This is a genomic window from Streptomyces typhae, assembly GCF_009755605.1.
GTDB classification, from domain to species: domain Bacteria; phylum Actinomycetota; class Actinomycetes; order Streptomycetales; family Streptomycetaceae; genus Streptomyces; species Streptomyces typhae.
On record NZ_WPNZ01000009.1, the window covers coordinates 328,330 to 346,086 of the forward strand.

General features: G+C 71.9%; 16 protein-coding genes. 13 read left to right on the forward strand and 3 right to left on the reverse strand.

Annotation, left to right across the window (positions count from 1 at the left end; genetic code table 11):
* Window positions 1-205 precede the first annotated feature (205 nt).
* Window positions 206-442, forward strand: coding sequence for a hypothetical protein (locus tag GPA10_RS18770; protein ID WP_157166484.1), 237 nt, complete (start codon window positions 206-208; stop codon window positions 440-442).
* On the opposite strand, the gene GPA10_RS18775 is transcribed toward GPA10_RS18770, so the two are convergent.
* A complete protein-coding gene (locus tag GPA10_RS18775) occupies window positions 402-1,691 on the reverse strand; it encodes a threonine aldolase family protein (protein ID WP_157166485.1) in 1,290 nt (429 codons plus the stop codon). The two genes, GPA10_RS18770 and GPA10_RS18775, sit on opposite strands and share 41 nt — an antisense overlap.
* A gap of 210 nt (window positions 1,692-1,901) precedes the next feature.
* On the opposite strand from GPA10_RS18775, the gene GPA10_RS18780 reads away from it, so the two are divergent.
* The 11 genes from GPA10_RS18780 to GPA10_RS18830 all read left to right on the forward strand — a co-directional run bounded on the left by GPA10_RS18780 (window position 1,902) and on the right by GPA10_RS18830 (window position 10,976).
* Complete coding sequence (locus tag GPA10_RS18780) at window positions 1,902-2,984, forward strand: Rossmann-like and DUF2520 domain-containing protein (RefSeq protein WP_343041083.1); 1,083 nt, start codon at window positions 1,902-1,904, stop codon at window positions 2,982-2,984.
* Window positions 2,981-3,982: a pantoate--beta-alanine ligase gene (gene panC, locus GPA10_RS18785; RefSeq protein WP_157166487.1), complete on the forward strand. Its 1,002-nt coding sequence runs from the start codon at window positions 2,981-2,983 to the stop codon at window positions 3,980-3,982. The genes GPA10_RS18780 and panC overlap by 4 nt, the downstream gene beginning before the upstream one ends.
* A complete protein-coding gene (locus tag GPA10_RS18790; protein ID WP_157166488.1) occupies window positions 3,979-5,814 on the forward strand; it encodes an L-aspartate oxidase in 1,836 nt (611 codons plus the stop codon). The genes panC and GPA10_RS18790 overlap by 4 nt, the downstream gene beginning before the upstream one ends.
* 5 nt (window positions 5,815-5,819) lie before the next feature.
* Window positions 5,820-6,830 (forward strand): carboxylating nicotinate-nucleotide diphosphorylase, encoded by a 1,011-nt coding sequence (nadC, locus tag GPA10_RS18795; protein WP_343041070.1) that lies wholly within the window; start codon window positions 5,820-5,822, stop codon window positions 6,828-6,830.
* A gap of 6 nt (window positions 6,831-6,836) precedes the next feature.
* Window positions 6,837-7,643, forward strand: coding sequence for a type III pantothenate kinase (locus tag GPA10_RS18800; RefSeq protein ID WP_157166489.1), 807 nt, complete (start codon window positions 6,837-6,839; stop codon window positions 7,641-7,643).
* A gap of 153 nt (window positions 7,644-7,796) precedes the next feature.
* The gene (locus GPA10_RS18805) at window positions 7,797-8,153 is read left to right on the forward strand and encodes a hypothetical protein (protein ID WP_157166490.1); all 357 of its coding nucleotides are present in this window, start codon (window positions 7,797-7,799) and stop codon (window positions 8,151-8,153) included.
* 134 nt (window positions 8,154-8,287) lie between these two features.
* Complete coding sequence (locus GPA10_RS18810) at window positions 8,288-8,986, forward strand: hypothetical protein (protein WP_157166568.1); 699 nt, start codon at window positions 8,288-8,290, stop codon at window positions 8,984-8,986.
* A gap of 13 nt (window positions 8,987-8,999) precedes the next feature.
* Window positions 9,000-9,179: a hypothetical protein gene (locus GPA10_RS18815; RefSeq protein ID WP_058850322.1), complete on the forward strand. Its 180-nt coding sequence runs from the start codon at window positions 9,000-9,002 to the stop codon at window positions 9,177-9,179.
* 123 nt (window positions 9,180-9,302) lie between these two features.
* Window positions 9,303-9,794 (forward strand): BlaI/MecI/CopY family transcriptional regulator, encoded by a 492-nt coding sequence (locus GPA10_RS18820; protein WP_343041084.1) that lies wholly within the window; start codon window positions 9,303-9,305, stop codon window positions 9,792-9,794.
* A gap of 84 nt (window positions 9,795-9,878) precedes the next feature.
* Window positions 9,879-10,415, forward strand: coding sequence for an amino-acid N-acetyltransferase (locus tag GPA10_RS18825; protein WP_157166569.1), 537 nt, complete (start codon window positions 9,879-9,881; stop codon window positions 10,413-10,415).
* Window positions 10,416-10,640: 225 nt separating this feature from the next.
* Window positions 10,641-10,976 (forward strand): histone-like nucleoid-structuring protein Lsr2, encoded by a 336-nt coding sequence (locus GPA10_RS18830; protein ID WP_058850323.1) that lies wholly within the window; start codon window positions 10,641-10,643, stop codon window positions 10,974-10,976.
* Here the strand turns inward: GPA10_RS18830 and GPA10_RS18835 are convergent.
* Complete coding sequence (locus GPA10_RS18835; protein WP_157166493.1) at window positions 10,955-11,653, reverse strand: SCO3374 family protein; 699 nt, start codon at window positions 11,651-11,653, stop codon at window positions 10,955-10,957. The genes GPA10_RS18830 and GPA10_RS18835 overlap by 22 nt on opposite strands.
* Before the next feature lie 465 nt (window positions 11,654-12,118).
* On the opposite strand from GPA10_RS18835, the gene GPA10_RS18840 reads away from it, so the two are divergent.
* A complete protein-coding gene (locus GPA10_RS18840; protein WP_058850325.1) occupies window positions 12,119-14,641 on the forward strand; it encodes an ATP-dependent Clp protease ATP-binding subunit in 2,523 nt (840 codons plus the stop codon).
* A 45-nt stretch (window positions 14,642-14,686) separates the two neighbouring features.
* Here GPA10_RS18840 and GPA10_RS18845 read toward each other — a convergent pair whose 3' ends face one another.
* Window positions 14,687-17,755, reverse strand: a complete 3,069-nt coding sequence (locus tag GPA10_RS18845) for an NACHT domain-containing protein (protein WP_157166494.1) — start codon at window positions 17,753-17,755, stop codon at window positions 14,687-14,689.
* Window positions 17,756-17,757 lie beyond the last annotated feature (2 nt).

The following is a 17,757-nucleotide window of genomic DNA, read 5'->3' on the forward strand; positions in this document are numbered from 1 at the left end:
AGATGGGGCTGCGCCCCTTTCCCCCCTTGTCGGCCCTCCGGGCCTCGTCCTCAAACGCCGGACGGGCTGAAACCCCCTCGCGCGCCGGACGGGCTGAAACTGCCCTCGTGCGCCGGGTGGGCTGAAACCCCCTAGCGCGCCGGGTGGGCTGAAACTGCCCTCGCGGCGCCCGTTAAGTACCATTTGACATGAAAGGTCGTACGTCATGAGCGTCACCCAGCAGTACCTGCTCGACGCCTACCGCGCCGCCCAGCACGGTGAGGCGGCGCCACCCGCGCCCGGGGCCCACGACTGGCAGGTCGTGCGGGAGGTGCGCGACTACGGGCGCTTCCACGCCGTGGTCGCGGGGCGGCCCGCGCGGGGCCGTGTCCGTGCCGCCGTGCTGCGCCACCTCCGGTCGCTCAGGGGAGGCGGCGCACGAATTCCGCGACCGCTGCCCTGACGTCACCGGCGGTCCACGCCAGGCCGGGGCCGTTCACGGTGACCTCCGTGACGGACAGGCCCGGCGGGCCCTCGGGGAACCAGCGCCAGAACAACTGGGTGCCGGTCTCCTCGGCCTGCGTGAGCGTCGCCTCGTTCAGGACCTCGGGCGCGTACGGAAGCCAGCACTGGAACTGGTGGGTGTGCGGCGGATCGGGGTGCACGCGCGACCACGGCACCCGCGCGGACGCGAAGCCCTCGCGCAGCGCGTCGGCGACCACGCGCGCGTGGGCGACGTACTCCGGGAGCCGCGGCAGCACGTTCCTGAGGCCGAGCAGCGCCGAGAGGGCCGTAGGGAACTGCTGGAACATCAGCCCGCCGTACCGGTGCCGCCACGCGCGGGCCTCGTCGGCCAGGGACAGCGGGCCCGCGAGCGCGGCGCCCGCGATGCCTTCGAGCGACTTGTAGAACGACACGTAGACGCTGTCCGCGAGAGCCGAGATCTCCGTCAGCGGACGGCCGAAGTGCGTCGTGCACTCCCACAGGCGCGCCCCGTCGAAGTGCACCACGGCGTCGCGCTCGCGCGCCGCCGCCACCACATCCGTGAGCTCCTGCCACGAAGGCAGCACGAAACCGGCCTCCCGCTGGGGCAGTTCCAGCATCAGCGTGCCGAACGGCTCCTCGGAGTCGAGGACCTCGTCGGCCGTGGGCTGGCGCGGCGCGTCCGTGGGGTGCACGGTGCGCAGCCCGCTCACCACGGAGAGGGCACCCGCCTCATGCACCTCCGGGTGCGAGCGCGGGTGCAGGGCCACCGTCGCGCTGCCGGTGCGCCCCGCCCAGCAGCGCAGCGCGACCTGCTGGGCCATGGTGCCGGTGGGGAAGAAGACGGCGGCCTCCTTGCCGAGCAGCCTCGCGACCTCGTCCTCCAGGTCGGCGACGACCTCGTCGCCGTACACGTCACCCGGCCGCCCCAGGTCCGCGACCTCCGCGGCGCCTGTCGTCAGGGCGGTGAGGCGCTCGGCCAGGGTCACCGCCATCGGGGGCAGCGCCAGGATCCGTTCGGCGTCACGGGCGGCGGCGAACCGCCGTGCGCGGTCGTCGGGAGGGCTCGGCTCGCCGGTACCGCCCTGCTCGCCGATGCTGCCTCGTGCGCCGGTACCGTCCGGCTCGCCGGTACCGCTTCGTGCGCCGATACCGCCCCGTGTGCCGGTACTGGCACCGCCCTGCTCGTCGGCGCCTTCGCGGTCGTCCCGCGGGTCGTGTGCGGTCATCCACAGATCATCGCGCGCGGTCCTACGAATGCCCACAGCCTGTGGACGGCCGACCGCGTGGCGCGCGGCGATAGCGTTAGCATGACGAGAAATCGTCCGGTACCCCGAGCGGACTGGAACGGAAGGCGTCATCGCGTGAACGCATCTCACGGTCCCGAGCAGCAGCCGGAGGCCCGGTCGGACCCCAGGAACCGCCCCGCCCGGCTCTCCGTGGGCGTCGTCGGAGCGGGCCGTGTCGGCCCCGCGCTCGCCGCGTCGCTTCAGCTCGCCGGGCACCGCCCGGTGGCCGCGTCCGGCGTGTCCGAGAGCTCACGGCGGCGCGCCGCCCTGCTGCTGCCCGACGTGCCGCTGGTCTCGCCCTCGCAGGTCCTCGAACGCGCCGATCTTGTGCTGCTCACCGTCCCCGACGACGCGCTTCCCGGCCTGGTCGAAGGCCTCGCCGAGACAGGTGCGGTGCGACCGGGCCAGCTCCTGGTGCACACCTCCGGGCGGTACGGCACGAAGGTCCTCGACCCCGCACTCCGCGCGGGCGCGCTGCCCCTCGCTCTGCACCCCGCCATGACGTTCACCGGCACCCCCGTCGACGTACAGCGCCTGGCCGGGTGCTCCTTCGGCGTGACCGCCCCCGAGGAGCTGAGGCTCGCCGCGGAGGCCCTGGTCATCGAGATGGGCGGCGAACCCGAGTGGATCGCGGAGGAGGCCCGCCCGCTCTACCACGCCGCCCTCGCCCTCGGCGCGAACCACCTGGTCACGCTGGTCGCCGAGGCCATGGAGCTGCTGCGCGACGCGGGAGTGAACGCCCCCGACCGGATGCTCGGCCCGCTGCTCGGAGCGGCGCTCGACAACGCCCTGCGCTCCGGGGACGCCGCCCTGACGGGGCCCGTCGCGCGCGGGGACGCGGGCACGGTCGCCGCGCACGTCGCCGAGTTGCGCAAGCACGCCCCGGGGACCGTCGCGGGCTATCTGGCGATGGCCCGCGCGACCGCCGACCGCGCGCTCGCCCACGGCCTGCTCAAGCCGGAACTGGCCGAGGACCTGCTGGGCGTGCTCGCCGGTGGCGTGCCGGGGCCGGGCGGTCCGGGCGGATTCCGTGACGGGGGTCCGGGCGGGTTTCCTGACGGGGGTCCGGGCGGGTTTCCCGACGGGGGCCCGGACGGGTCCCGCGACGGGGGTCCGAGCGGGTTCCCTGACGGGGGTCCGGGCGGCCTCGGCGACGGGGGCCCGGACGGGTCCCGAGACAGCGGCCCGGACGGGCCCCGCGGCAGCGGCCCGGACGACGGGGAGCAGCGATGAGTGTCTCCCTCCTGCACACCGCCAAGGACCTGCGCGCCCGTACGCACAGCGGCCGACGGGTCGTCGTCATGACCATGGGCGCCCTGCACGACGGCCACGCCACGCTGATCCGCACCGCACGGCGCACGGCGGGGACCGGCGGCGAAGTCGTCGTCACGGTCTTCGTGAACCCCTTGCAGTTCGGCGCGGGCGAGGACCTGGACCGCTACCCCCGCACCCTCGACGCCGACGTCGAGATCGCCGCGCGGGCCGGTGCCGACGTCGTGTTCGCCCCCGACGTCGACGAGGTCTACCCCGGCGGCGAGCCGCAGGTGCGGGTCACCGCGGGCCCCATGGGCGACGTCCTCGAAGGGGCCACGCGCCCCGGGCACTTCGACGGCGTGCTGACCGTCGTCGCCAAGCTCCTGCACCTGACCGCGCCGGACGTGGCGCTGTTCGGCCAGAAGGACGCCCAGCAGCTCGCCCTGATCCGCCGCATGGTCCGCGACCTGAACTTCGACGTGGAGATCGTCGGCGTGCCGACGGTCCGCGAGGACGACGGCCTCGCCCGCTCCAGCCGCAACCGCTACCTCTCGCCGGACGAGCGCCGCACCGCGCTCGCGCTGTCCCACGCCCTGTTCGCGGGCCGCGACCGGCACGCCGCGCAGGAGGCGCTGCGCGCCCGCGCCGCCCTCGCGCCCGCCACGCACGCGCGCGTGGACGGCCTCAACGCGCTCGGCGAGGCCCGCGCCGCCGCCGACGCGCACGCCGTGGCCGCCGCCCTGCCGACCGGACCCGTCGGCCCCGACGCCGTGCGCGCCGCGGCCCGGCAGATCCTCGACGAGGCCGCGCGCCTGCGCCCGCCGCTGGTCCTCGACTATCTGGCCCTGGTCGACCCGTCCGACTTCCAGGAGATCGGCGGCGGCCACCGCGGCGACGCCGTCCTCGCCGTCGCCGCCAAGGTCGGCACGACCCGCCTGATCGACAACATCCCGCTCACGTTCGGAGCCCCCGCATGAGTGCTACCGGCATACGCCTGTACGCCCCCGCTCCCGGCTGGTCGCTGGATGCCGACGTCGTGGTCGTCGGTTCCGGAGTGGCCGGCCTGACCGCCGCCCTGCGCTGCTCGGCCGCAGGCCTGACGACCGTCGTCGTGACCAAGGCGCGTCTGGACGACGGCTCCACGCGCTGGGCCCAGGGCGGCATCGCGGCGGCGCTCGGCGAGGGCGACACCCCCGAGCAGCACCTGGACGACACCCTCGTCGCGGGCGCCGGGCTGTGCGACGAGGAAGCGGTGCGCACCCTCGTCACCGAGGGTCCCGACGCCGTGCGCCGCCTCATCGAGACGGGCGCCCGGTTCGACGAGTCCGCCGCCGGGGACCTGGCGCTCACCCGCGAGGGCGGCCACCACCGCCGCCGCATCGCGCACGCGGGCGGCGACGCGACCGGCGCGGAGATCTCCCGCACCCTGGTCGAAGCGGTCCGCGCGCGCGGCATACCCACCGTCGAGAACGCCCTGGTCCTCGACCTGCTGACGGACGAGGAGGGGCGCACGGCCGGCGTCACCCTGCATGTGATGGGGGAGGGCCAGCACGACGGCGTCGGTGCCGTGCGGGCGCCCGCCGTGGTGCTCGCCACCGGCGGCATGGGCCAGGTCTTCTCCGCGACCACGAACCCCTCGGTGTCCACCGGGGACGGCGTCGCGCTCGCCCTGCGCGCGGGCGCCGAGGTGTCCGACCTGGAGTTCGTGCAGTTCCACCCGACCGTGCTCTTCCTGGGCGCGGACGCCGAGGGCCAGCAGCCGCTCGTCTCCGAGGCGGTGCGCGGCGAGGGCGCCCACCTGGTGGACGCCGACGGTGTGCGCTTCATGGTGGGGCAGCACGAACTCGCCGAGCTGGCGCCGCGCGACATCGTCGCCAAGGGCATCACGCGCCGCATGCTGGAACAGGGCACCGAGCACATGTACCTGGACGCCCGGCACTTCGGCCCCGACATGTGGGCCACCCGCTTCCCCACGATCCTGGCCGCCTGCCGCGCCCACGGCATCGACCCCGTCACCGAGCCCGTCCCGGTCGCCCCCGCCGCCCACTACGCCTCCGGCGGCGTCCGCACCGACCTGCGCGGCCGCACCACCGTCCCGGGCCTGTACGCCTGCGGTGAGGTCGCCTGCACCGGCGTGCACGGCGCGAACCGGCTCGCGTCCAACTCCCTCCTGGAGGGCCTGGTGTACGCGGAGCGGATCGCGGACGACATCGCCGCGCTGCACGCCACGGGCGCGCTGCACGCGGAGGGCGCCTCGCAGGCTGCGGAGGGTGCCCCGCAGACTTCCAGCACCTCGCACGCGCGCACCTCGCACGCGCGCGTGCCCGCCGAACGGGCGCGGGCCCGGGGCGAACAGGCACCGCACACCTCCCACGCGCGCGTGCCCGCCGACACCACGCCGCCGGAGCACCCGGCCCACCCGCTGCTGCCCCCAGAGGCCCGCTTCACCATCCAGCGCGTGATGACCGCGGGCGCGGGCGTGCTGCGCTCCGCCGAGTCCCTCGCCGAGGCCGCCGAACGGCTCGCCGCCGTGCACGCGGACGCCGCGGGCGCGCTCGCCGAGGACGGCAAGACCGCCGAACCCGGCGTGGACACCTGGGAGACCACCAACCTGCTGTGCGTCGCCCGCGTCCTGGTGGCGGCGGCACAGCGGCGCGAGGAGACTCGTGGCTGCCACTGGCGCGAGGACCGCGCGGACCGCGACGACGCGGCCTGGGGACGGCACATCGTCGTCCGTCTGAACCCCGACAGGACGCTCACCACCCGTACCACCGACAACGCCCGTTTCCCGAGCACCCAGGAGCAGTGACCGACGTGAGCACCCCAGACCTCCCCCTCGCCGACGGCAACGGCGGCTGCGGCGACGCCTGCGGCTGCGGCGACGCGACGCCCGACGCGATGGAGTGCGGCCTCGACCCGTCGCTCGCCCGGATGCTGGCCGACGCGGGCCTCGACCCCGTCCAGATCGAGGACGTCGCGCACCTCGCCATCGCCGAGGACATGGAGTTCTCGCCGGACGCCGTGGACGTCACGACGGTCGCCACCATCCCCGAGGACGCCGTCGCCACCGCCGACTTCACCGCCCGGCAGGCGGGCACCGTCGCGGGCCTGCGCATCGCCGAAGCCGTCCTCTCCGTGGTCTGTGAGGACGAGTTCGAGGTCGAGCGGCACGTCGAGGACGGCGAGCGCGTCGAAGCCGGGGACGTGCTCCTGAGCATCACCACGCGTACCCGCGACCTGCTCACCGCCGAGCGCAGCGCCCTGAACATCCTGTGCCGCCTGTCCGGCATCGCGACCGCCACGCGCGCGTGGGCGGACGCCCTGGAGGGCACCGGCGCCAAGGTCCGCGACACCCGCAAGACGACGCCCGGCCTGCGCTCCCTGGAGAAGTACGCGGTCCGCATGGGCGGCGGCGTCAACCACCGCATGTCCCTCGCCGACGCCGCCCTCGTCAAGGACAACCACGTGGTCGCCGCGGGCGGCGTGACCCAGGCCTTCAAGGCCGTACGGGAGATGTTCCCGGGCGTGCCGGTGGAGGTCGAGGTGGACACCCTCCACCAGCTGCGCGAGGTCGTGGACGCGGGCGCCGACCTGATCCTCCTGGACAACTTCACGCCCGGCGAGACGGAGGAGGCCGTCGCCCTCGTCGCGGGCCGCGCACTCCTGGAGTCCTCCGGCCGCCTCACCCTGGAGAACGCCGCCGCGTACGCGCGCACCGGCGTCGACTACCTCGCCGTGGGCGCCCTCACGCACTCCTCGCCCATCCTCGACATCGGCCTCGACCTGAGGGAGGCCGCCGAGGCCCCCGCGCGCGAGGCGGAGTAACCCGCCATGCTGTTGACGATCGACGTAGGCAACACCCACACCGTCCTCGGCCTGTTCGACGGCGAGGACATCGTCGAGCACTGGCGCATCTCCACCGACGCCCGCCGCACCGCCGACGAACTCGCGGTGCTGCTCAAGGGCCTGATGGGCATGCACCCGCTGCTCGGCGGCGCGCTCGGCGACGGCATCGACGGCATCGCGATCTGCTCCACGGTCCCCTCCGTCCTGCACGAGCTGCGCGAGGTCACCCGGCGCTACTACGGGGACGTGCCCGCCGTCCTCGTGGAGCCCGGCATCAAGACCGGCGTGCCCATCCTCATGGACAACCCCAAGGAGGTCGGCGCCGACCGCATCATCAACGCGGTCGCCGCGGTGGAGCTCTACGGCGGACCCGCGATCGTCGTGGACTTCGGTACGGCCACGACGTTCGACGCGGTGTCCGCGCGCGGGGAGTACGCCGGCGGCGTCATCGCCCCCGGCATCGAGATCTCCGTGGAGGCGCTCGGCGTACGCGGCGCGCAGCTCCGCAAGATCGAGCTGGCCCGGCCGCGCAGCGTCATCGGCAAGAACACCGTGGAGGCCATGCAGGCGGGCATCCTGTACGGCTTCGCGGGCCAGGTCGACGGCGTCGTACGGCGGATGGCGCGCGAACTCGCCGGTCCCGGCGGGGACCCCGAGGACGTGACCGTGATCGCCACCGGCGGCCTCGCGCCGATGGTGCTCGGCGAGGCGTCCGTCATCGACGAGCACGAGCCCTGGCTGACGCTGATCGGACTCCGGCTCGTGTACGAGCGGAACGTGTCCCGCGGCTGAGCATGATTTTGCGCCGCGGAGCGCGGCTCGTCGCCAACTTTTCGCTTACGTCGGACAATCTGTGTCCGTCTCCAACAGTCTGTGCGGGGACGGATGGTGACCGGGATTCTTGTGCGGGTTTCGTGTGCGGGTGTTCGAGTGGGCGTGGGGCGGATGAGGCGCAGGGCGCGGCTGGGCGTGGTGGCGGCCGCAGTGGTGGTGGCGTGGGCGGGTGCCGGTGCGGGTACCGGGGCGGCCGGTGCCACCGCGGCCGCGACGGCACCCCACGGGGTGGCCACCACCGCCGCGCCTCCCGCCACCCCCGCTCCCACAACCGCGCGGGACGCCCCGAACGCGCCGGACACCCCGAACGCGCCGGACGCCCCGAACGCCCAGGACGCCCCGAACGCCCCGCGCGACCGAATGGCGGACACCGGAGCGGGCGTCGTGCCCTGGATCGTGGCCGGGGCGGCCGGGGCCATCGGAGTGGGAGCGGTGGCCTTCGCGACGACGCGCCGCCGCCCGGACTGACCCCGCCCAGCCCTGCCCGCCCTTTCGGGGAACCTGGGCAACCCAAGGCCACGCCAAAGCATCCGTTAAGCAGATTTTGTCCCGTTTGCGCTTATCGTCGGTTCATGCCCACGCCATACGGATCCCGGGGCGGCATGGCCTTCGGTGCGCAGGAGCTGCGAGTGCTCCGCCGTGCTCTGGCCCACGCCCTGCACCCCAGTACCGTCCGCGCCCTTGACGACCAGGCCGTGCAGGAATGCGTGCGCCTCGCCGACGACATCGACGAGGCGGTGCGCGAGGGCGCCCGGCTGCGCGCCTTCCTGGTGGCCGACCTGGCCCGCTACCGGGCCGCGCTGCCCGGCACCGCGACCGGGTACCTGGCGCTCCTCGACGACGTGCTCGGGGCCGGGTACCAGCCCGACGCCGACGACCTCGCGGCCCTGCGCGCCCTGCGCGGCAACCCCCGCGCGGCGGTGCTCCTCGGCCGCTGCCGGACGCTCGCCGAGCAGGCCGTACGGGACCGCCTCGCCGCCGCGGCGTCGCGGGAGAGCGCCGCCACGGCGTTCCGGGAGGGCGCCGACACGGCGTCCCGGGAGAACACCCCGGCGGACAGGCCCGTCGTGGTCCGTCCCCGTGTGCCGGTCTCCCGGACCCGGCTGCTCGCCCTGCCCGGCGGGCGCACCGCCGCGGACGACAAGAGGCCGGGACCCCGCGCGAGGCCGCCCGCCGAGCGCCCCGCGCCCGCGCAGGACCCGCAGGAGCGCCCCCGCCCGACGCCCACCCCGGCCGAGGTGTTCCCGCCCAAACGCCCGGCACGACCCGCCGCCCCCGCGCAACGCGCCGCCGCGGGCTAGCTACGCTGGGGGCATGGACTACGTCTCCGCGCTCGTGCCCCCTGTAGTGATGGCCGTGTTCTTCGTCGGCCTCATCGTGACGATCGTCAAGACCCAGGGCGGCGCCAACAAGGCCAAGGAGGACGCCGCCGTGGACGCGGCGATCGCCCGCGCCGAGTCCGCGCAGCAGACCCCGAGGACCGGCGACGCCTGACCCGTACGACCGCTGCATCGGCGTACGGCCCGACACTCGGGTCGTACGCCCTTTTTGTTGTGAAAGTGACCGGTATGCCACGTCCATCACGTCATGAGTGGCATCGCGCACTATCGTTCCACTGTGCCTCGCCCCTTGGGAGAACTCGAAGACGCAGTGATGACCCGGGTGTGGAAGTGGAACCGCCCCGTGACCGTTCGAGAAGTCCTGGAAGACCTTCAGCAGGAACGGTCCATCGCGTACACGACTGTCATGACCGTTTTGGACAATCTCCATCAGAAGGGCTGGGTGCGCCGCGAAGCGGAAGGCCGGGCCTATCGATATGAGGCGGTCTCCACCCGTGCCGCGTACGCCGCCGCACTGATGAACGAAGCATGGTCGCAGAGTGACAACCCGGCGGCCGCACTCGTCGCGTTCTTCGGCATGATGTCGCCGCAGCAGCGGCAAGCACTCAGCGACGCCGTTCGCATGGTCGAAGGCGACACGCTTCGCACGGCTGAGGACGGCACTGTTCGCACGGCCGAAGGCGGTGTGCTTCGCGGCGAAGGCGAAGCCCGAGCGGCGGCGGAAGAGGCGCAGAACCCCGCGGGCCCGGAGTCCGGGCCCGAACGATAGCGTCCGCTCATGCCAGCACAGCCCGACGAACTGTCCCAGCCACCCGGCGAACCCACCGCACCCAGTGAACTCGGCGCGCCCGGCATGCTCCAGGCAAATGCGGTCTCGGTGCGCAGGGCCCGTACCGCCGATGTGCCCGCCGTGCGGGCCCTGCTCGACCCCTACGTCCGGCGGGGCATCCTGCTCGACAAAGCGACCGTCACGCTTTACGAGGACATCCAGGAGTTCTGGGTGGCGGAACGCGTCTCCGGCCAAGGCAAAGCCGGGCCCGTGGTGGGCTGCGGCGCGTTGCACGTGATGTGGGAAGACCTCGCCGAAGTGCGCACCCTGGCGGTGAATCCACAGGTCAAGGGCGCGGGTGTGGGGCATCGGCTGCTCGGTGAGTTGCTGCGGACCGCGCGCTGGCTCGGCGTACGACGCGTTTTCTGCCTCACCTTCGAAGTCGACTTCTTCGCCAAGCACGGCTTCGTGGAGATCGGCGAGACGTCCGTCGATACCGTCGACCGAGATGTCTACAGCGAGCTGCTCCGTTCCTATGACGAGGGCGTCGCCGAGTTCCTCGGCCTCGAACGAGTGAAACCGAACACCTTGGGCAACAGCCGGATGCTTCTGCATCTGTGATCGTGACCGAGCTATTCCGGGCAGTCACCTGCCCGGGTGGGCTATGTCCGAAACGCGCATGTTTCCCGGGATCCCGTCGAGCCGGTCTCTCCCAGGGGTTTGTGTTTTTCCAGGAAAAGCGGTTTGCTTTCCGACGTACTGCAGTGCTGCATATAACAGGGGGCGGCGAATCGGCGGCTCATGCCGCATGGTCCGGCCCTGAAGTTATCGATGAAAGGAAATCCGGTGGCACAGAAGGTTCAGGTCCTTCTTGTCGATGACCTCGACGGCGGCGAGGCGGACGAGACCGTGACGTTCGCGCTGGACGGCAAGACGTACGAGATCGATCTCACCACCGCCAACGCAGACAAGCTCCGCGGTCTCCTCGAGGCGTACGTGAAGAGCGGGCGTCGGACGGGCGGCCGCTCCAGCGGCCGCGGCAAGTCCCGGGCCGCGACGTCCGGCGGCAGCCAGGACACCGCGCAGATCCGCGCGTGGGCGAAGGACAACGGCTTCGAGGTCAACGACCGCGGCCGCGTCCCCGCGTCCATCCGCGAGGCCTACGAGAAGGCCAACGGCTGACTGCTCTGGCGCCGCAGGCGGATCCGGTGGCACTGCGTTGCCGCCGTGTCCACGAGGCGTACGAGGTCGGAGCCCGCGGCGGAGCCGGAATGGGGGTCGGTTCCGCTGCCGTCCGCGCACGGGGCCGGGCTCGGCACCGGGGCGGACGGCGCCGTCGGCGGCGCTGACGGCACCGACGGCGTCGTGAACGACGACAGCGTCAGCGACGGCAACGTCGCCTCCACCTCACAGCCGGGCTCGGGGGCCCGCAGCCACACGGCGGCCCCCGGTCGGCCGACCGCGCCGGGAGGGGTGGGCGCGTCCACGAGGCCGCCCGCGCCGATCCCCCCGAGGTCCAGGGGAATGTCCCCCCACTCCAGCCAGTCGAGCAGCCCCGGCAGCTCGTCCGCGCTGCCCGCGGCCACGAAGAGCCGCATCGTCCCGCCGTGCAGGGCTACGGGCGCCTTCGGGCCCGCGTGCCGCAGCGCCGCGAAACCCGCTTCCGCCGGCAGTTCTACGACGTCGAAGCGCAGCCCCGTCAGCAGCCGGAGCCCGGCCCCCGGGGCGCGGTCGGAATCGGGAGCCACGGCCCAGCCGAGGCCGTTCTCGTACCAGCACCGCTCCGCCGCCGGATCCCAGGGACCGGCCGTGTCGCGCCGGTCGGCCGGCGGTCGGGGGCGAGGAACGCTGAGGGCCATGCCCGGAGCAACCGGACGAGGCACACTGGGGTTACGGCTCCGTCACACTGGGTGTGGTTTCGATCGCGCTCGGTGGCCGGATCGGGGGCGTGCGGGCGCATTTCACGGCGCAAGGGTGTTCGCCCGTAGCGGAGGGAACCAGTGCGCGCGGCATGGAGTGTCAGTGCATACGGGTAAGACATCCCTAGTGGGGAGGGGCGACACGCAGCGTTCAGGTGTCTCACGTTCGCCAACGGCGTACTCACGGTGAGGGTAACTGCCTGGCCTGCGGGAACATCGTCTCGCACCATCGGGTTGTGGCATGTGTCGGCGTTGGAGTCAGGAAGCGTTCTCTACCGTAGTGAGGGTGATCCGGACGGGTGTCGGCAGTTGGAATGAGCGGTCCCCGCTTGCGGGACTAAGCTGCGGAAGGACAGGGAGGGGAGCGTCCCCTTACTGCCTGACCGCTCTGAGGAGCGATTAACGATGTTCGAGAGGTTCACCGACCGCGCGCGGCGGGTTGTCGTCCTGGCTCAGGAAGAAGCCCGGATGCTCAACCACAACTACATCGGCACCGAGCACATCCTCCTGGGCCTGATCCACGAGGGTGAGGGTGTCGCCGCTAAGGCCCTGGAGAGCCTCGGGATTTCGCTCGAGGCGGTCCGCCAGCAGGTGGAGGAGATCATCGGGCAGGGGCAGCAGGCCCCGTCCGGGCACATCCCCTTCACCCCCCGTGCCAAGAAGGTCCTGGAGCTCTCGCTCCGCGAGGCCCTTCAGCTCGGGCACAACTACATCGGCACGGAGCACATCCTGCTCGGCCTGATCCGCGAGGGCGAGGGCGTCGCCGCCCAGGTCCTGGTCAAGCTGGGCGCCGATCTCAACCGGGTGCGGCAGCAGGTCATCCAGCTGCTCTCCGGCTACCAGGGCAAGGAGACCGCCACCGCCGGCGGTCCTGCCGAGGGCACGCCCTCCACGTCCCTGGTCCTCGACCAGTTCGGCCGGAACCTCACCCAGGCCGCTCGTGAGTCCAAGCTCGACCCGGTCATCGGGCGCGAGAAGGAGATCGAGCGGGTCATGCAGGTGCTGTCCCGCCGGACGAAGAACAACCCGGTCCTGATCGGTGAGCCCGGCGTCGGCAAGACCGCCGTCGTCGAGGGCCTCGCCCAGGCCATCGTCAAGGGCGAGGTGCCCGAGACCCTCAAGGACAAGCACCTCTACACCCTCGACCTGGGCGCCCTGGTCGCGGGCTCGCGCTACCGCGGTGACTTCGAGGAGCGCCTGAAGAAGGTCCTCAAGGAGATCCGCACCCGCGGCGACATCATCCTGTTCATCGACGAGCTGCACACGCTCGTGGGTGCGGGTGCCGCCGAGGGCGCCATCGACGCGGCCTCCATCCTCAAGCCGATGCTGGCCCGCGGCGAGCTCCAGACCATCGGCGCGACCACGCTCGACGAGTACCGCAAGCACCTGGAGAAGGACGCGGCCCTGGAGCGCCGCTTCCAGCCCATCCAGGTCGCGGAGCCGTCGCTGCCGCACACCATCGAGATCCTGAAGGGCCTGCGCGACCGGTACGAGGCGCACCACCGCGTCTCCATCACCGACGAGGCCCTGGTCCAGGCCGCCACCCTGGCCGACCGGTACATCTCGGACCGCTTCCTGCCCGACAAGGCGATCGACCTGATCGACGAGGCGGGCTCCCGGATGCGCATCCGCCGGATGACCGCGCCGCCGGACCTCCGCGAGTTCGACGAGAAGATCGCGGGCGTGCGCCGGGACAAGGAGTCGGCGATCGACTCCCAGGACTTCGAGAAGGCCGCCTCCCTGCGCGACAAGGAGAAGCAGCTCCTGGCCGCCAAGGCCAAGCGCGAGAAGGAGTGGAAGGCCGGCGACATGGACGTCGTCGCCGAGGTCGACGGCGAGCTGATCGCCGAGGTCCTCGCCACGGCGACGGGCATCCCGGTCTTCAAGCTGACGGAGGAGGAGTCCTCCCGTCTGCTCCGCATGGAGGACGAGCTCCACAAGCGCGTCATCGGCCAGAAGGACGCCGTCAAGGCGCTCTCGAAGGCGATCCGGCGTACGCGTGCCGGTCTGAAGGACCCGAAGCGCCCCGGTGGCTCGTTCATCTTCGCCGGTCCGTCCGGTGTCGGTAAGACCGAGCTGTCCAAGGCCCTCGCCGAGTTCCTCTTCGGTGACGAGGACGCGCTGATCTCCCTCGACATGTCGGAGTTCAGCGAGAAGCACACGGTCTCGCGCCTCTTCGGCTCGCCCCCCGGCTACGTGGGCTACGAAGAGGGCGGTCAGCTCACGGAGAAGGTCCGCCGCAAGCCGTTCTCGGTCGTCCTCTTCGACGAGGTCGAGAAGGCCCACCCGGACATCTTCAACTCGCTCCTGCAGATCCTGGAGGACGGTCGCCTGACCGACTCCCAGGGCCGGGTCGTGGACTTCAAGAACACGGTCATCATCATGACGACCAACCTCGGCACGCGGGACATCTCCAAGGGCTTCAACCTGGGCTTCGCCGCCCAGGGCGACACGAAGTCCAACTACGAGCGCATGAAGAACAAGGTCTCGGACGAGCTGAAGCAGCACTTCCGGCCCGAGTTCCTCAACCGTGTGGACGACGTCGTCGTCTTCCCGCAGCTCAGCCAGGACGACATCCTCCAGATCGTCGACCTCATGATTACCAAGGTGGACGAGCGCCTCAAGGACCGGGACATGGGCATCGAGCTCTCCCAGTCCGCCAAGGAGCTCCTCGCCAAGAAGGGGTACGACCCCGTCCTGGGTGCGCGGCCGCTGCGCCGCACCATCCAGCGCGAGGTCGAGGACACGCTCTCCGAGAAGATCCTCTTCGGCGAGCTGCGCCCCGGTCACATCGTGGTCGTCGACACGGAGGGCGAGGGCGAGACCGCCACGTTCACCTTCCGCGGCGAGGAGAAGGCGGCACTCCCGGACGTGCCGCCGATCGAGTCGGCTGCGGGTGGCGGGCCGAATCTGAGCAAGGACGCGTGACGCGGGCGCTCTGCCTGAGCGGCGTGCAGGGGTTGCCCCGGACCTTCAAGGTCCGGGGCAACCCCTTTTCGCTGGGGCGTTCCAGAACGATTGCCGTACTTCGACATCGGCGTCCGGGAACGTGCCGGCGCAGTGATCGGCCGGTAGCCAGAGCCCGAAGACGGGGGAGACGGTGACTGTACGCACATTGAGGAACACTCTGCTCAGGTGGCTGAGATCTTCGGTGCCCCGCAAACCCGATAAGTGAAGGGTTTGGATTCCGGGCAGCTGCGGTGAGTTTGCAAATGAGGGCAGAAGCCACTCGTGCAGGCTCAGCTCCTCCAGTGAAGGATGGGCGGCCAGATCCTGGAGGGTATCGGGGGCGAGTTCGCCCTCACCCAGGAAGCCGAAGGACAGCCGCTTCAAGGTCTGCCATCGCTCCAGACCGCGCAGTCCTGTATTGACGATGGTGCGCTGGCGAAGATTGAGCGACTCCAGCGGGATGTGAGTGGGCAACGATTCGTTCAGAGTTCTCCCTTCCAGCTGATAGCCGATGTGCAGGGTGCGGAGAGAAGTCAAGTTCTCCAGGCCGGGCGCGGCGGTGTCGAGGCTCAGAGAGGTCAACTCAAGCGGAGCCAGCGCGGCGAGGTCGCGGAGAGCCGGGCACGACGAAAGCCCGAGGTCCTTCAGGTATCGCAGGGAAGCGAACGGAGCGAGGTCCGTCAGCTGTGGATTGTCCAGGACATGCAGACGTTCGAGGGTGTCAGGAGCGACGAGCGTCAGCAGCTCTTCGGCCGTGTAGCCGCCGAAAATGGTGACGAGGGGAAGAGCGCCGAGGCGGCGCAGCGCTCGTCCCTGCGTCCTGCTCTGTGCCGTGAAGTAGATGTCGCGGGGGAAAACACCGGAAAGGATCTCGTCGACGTACTCGTCGGTGTCGAAATTGTCCCAGGCGTTGAGGATCTGAACGCGGACGCTCGACGACGGATGAGTCCGGTACCGCCTCAGTACGGGAAGGGCAGCGTCCGTACCCACGAGGTGGGCGGTGTGCACGACGCCGAGCGCCTCGTCGTCCGTGAGTCCCTCCGGCCCCGGCAGCAGTTCGAGCACCAGCGGCCCCGCCTCCGCCAGGGCGCGGGACTCGGCCGCGGAGCGCGGGGGGATCAGGGCCGAGGCGCGGGTCTCGACCTCCGCCCGTACTGTCGACGACAGGCTCGTCGCGTCGTCCAGGCACGCCAGGGCCAGGAGGCTGACGCGCGGGCCCGGGTCGGTGGCCAGGAGTTTGCGGAGCAGGGATTCGCGTTCGCGGGGGCGGGCGTGGGCGACGGACATGCGGACGACGTCCTCCCACTGCGGGTCCCCGGCGTGGCTGACCAGGACGTCGAGATGGCCGTCGGCCACCGCGGCGCGGGCACCCAGGTAGTCCTGGAACGTGCGGTGCACGAAGTGCACGACGCCCGGTGCGGGCTCACGGAGGAGGCCGCTGCGCAGCAGGAGGTGCCGGAAGACGGCCGCCGCGTCGCCCTGGGCCGCGGCGGACGCGATGTCGGGCAGGGCGCGTTCGAGAAGCAACAGGGCCGTGTCGTGGTCCATTTCCGTACGGCCGCTGAGGATCAGCCCGTACGCGAGGGACTGAAGCAGTTCGAGCTGGACCTCCTCGCCCAGCTCGATGCCGTCGGGCGCCCCCATGCCCCGCTCCCGGTCACGACGGGAGAGGAGCATCGTCAGGGCGGCGTCGTACAGGGACTTGCGGCTCTGCGGCAGGAAGCCGCGGCGTTCGCGGTGCAGCGCGCAGATCAGGCCGCACATCAGGGGGTTGGTGGCCATGCGGGCCAGGTCGCGCTTGCCGCGCAGGGCGGTGCGCAGCTGCTCCTCGTACGGCTCTGCGCCCGCGGCGGTGTGCCAGCGGTGTACGAAGGTCGCGACGCCGGAGCGGGTCATCGGGGCGAGGGTCAGTTCACGGAAGTCGCGGTCGGCGAGCCAGGTGGGCCGTACGGCGGTGGGCCGCGAGGTGACCAGCCACTGGTTGCCGGGGTAGGCGTGGGTGAGGTCGAGGAGCCAGTCGCGGGTGCGGGCCCGGTCGCCGGTCGGAACCTCGTCGATGCCGTCGACCATGACGAGGCCGCGGCCCGTGCCGAGGACCTGTTCAGCCCAGCCGTCGGGCGCCGTGAGCGGGCAGCCGACGGCGTCCAGGAAGCCGCCGGGCGCGGGCAGCGCGGCCGCCCTGGTCAGGGTGCGCAGGGGCAGGACGAAGGGGACGCGGGTGGCGTCGCGGGCCGCGGTGACCGCGAGCCACTGGACGAGCGTCGTCTTGCCGGAGCCCGCGTCGCCGCGCAGCAGGACCCGCGGGTGGTCGCCGAGCGCCGCGTCCGCGGGAAGCTGCACGGTGACGGGAGCGTCCGTGACGCCGTGGACACCCTCGACCGGACGGCTCTCGGCCGCCGTCGCCTCCAGGCTCAGGTACGCGACTTCCAGCGGCCAGCGGTCCGTGGACTCCCGTAAGTCGATGCCGTAGATGGTGATGCGGTTGTGCTTGTCGGCGATGTGGTCGAGGTAGCGCCGCTCGAAGGCGGCGTCGCGGGCGTCGGGGCGAGGGGTGCGGGTGATCAACTCGTCGACCTTGGCGATCAGCTCCGCCTGGGCCCGGCTCTGCTCCACCAGGGTGCGGGCGACGAACGTACTCCGCTGGGTGAAGAAGTGCAGGATGTGGACGCAGGCCCACTCGGTGACGGTGTCCAGGAAGAGGGTCGCGTCCGCCGAGAGGCCGTCCGGGGCGGGCCCCTTGAGCTTTTCGGCCAGGGCCCGCCGGCCGAGGCGCACGGCCTGGACGTCGTCCATGTCGAGGTCGCCGAGGGCGAGGAGGCGACGGGCGAGGGCGTCGGTGACGGGCGTCTCCTCGTCCGGCGGGAACGGCCGTTCGCCGGGGGTGGCCGCCGCCTTCCGGATCAGCTGGCCCGCCAGTTTGCGTACGTCGGTCTCCGTGAGGGTGCGTTTCTCGCCCCGGAAGGACACCAGGGCCGAGAGGCGCACGGGGCGGTCGACCAGTCCTGCGCCGGGTCCGTCCCGTACGAACAGCTTGCGGACGGCGGGGGCGATCGCGGCGGACGCGAGGCGGGTGCCTAAGAGTGTGGGATCCATGG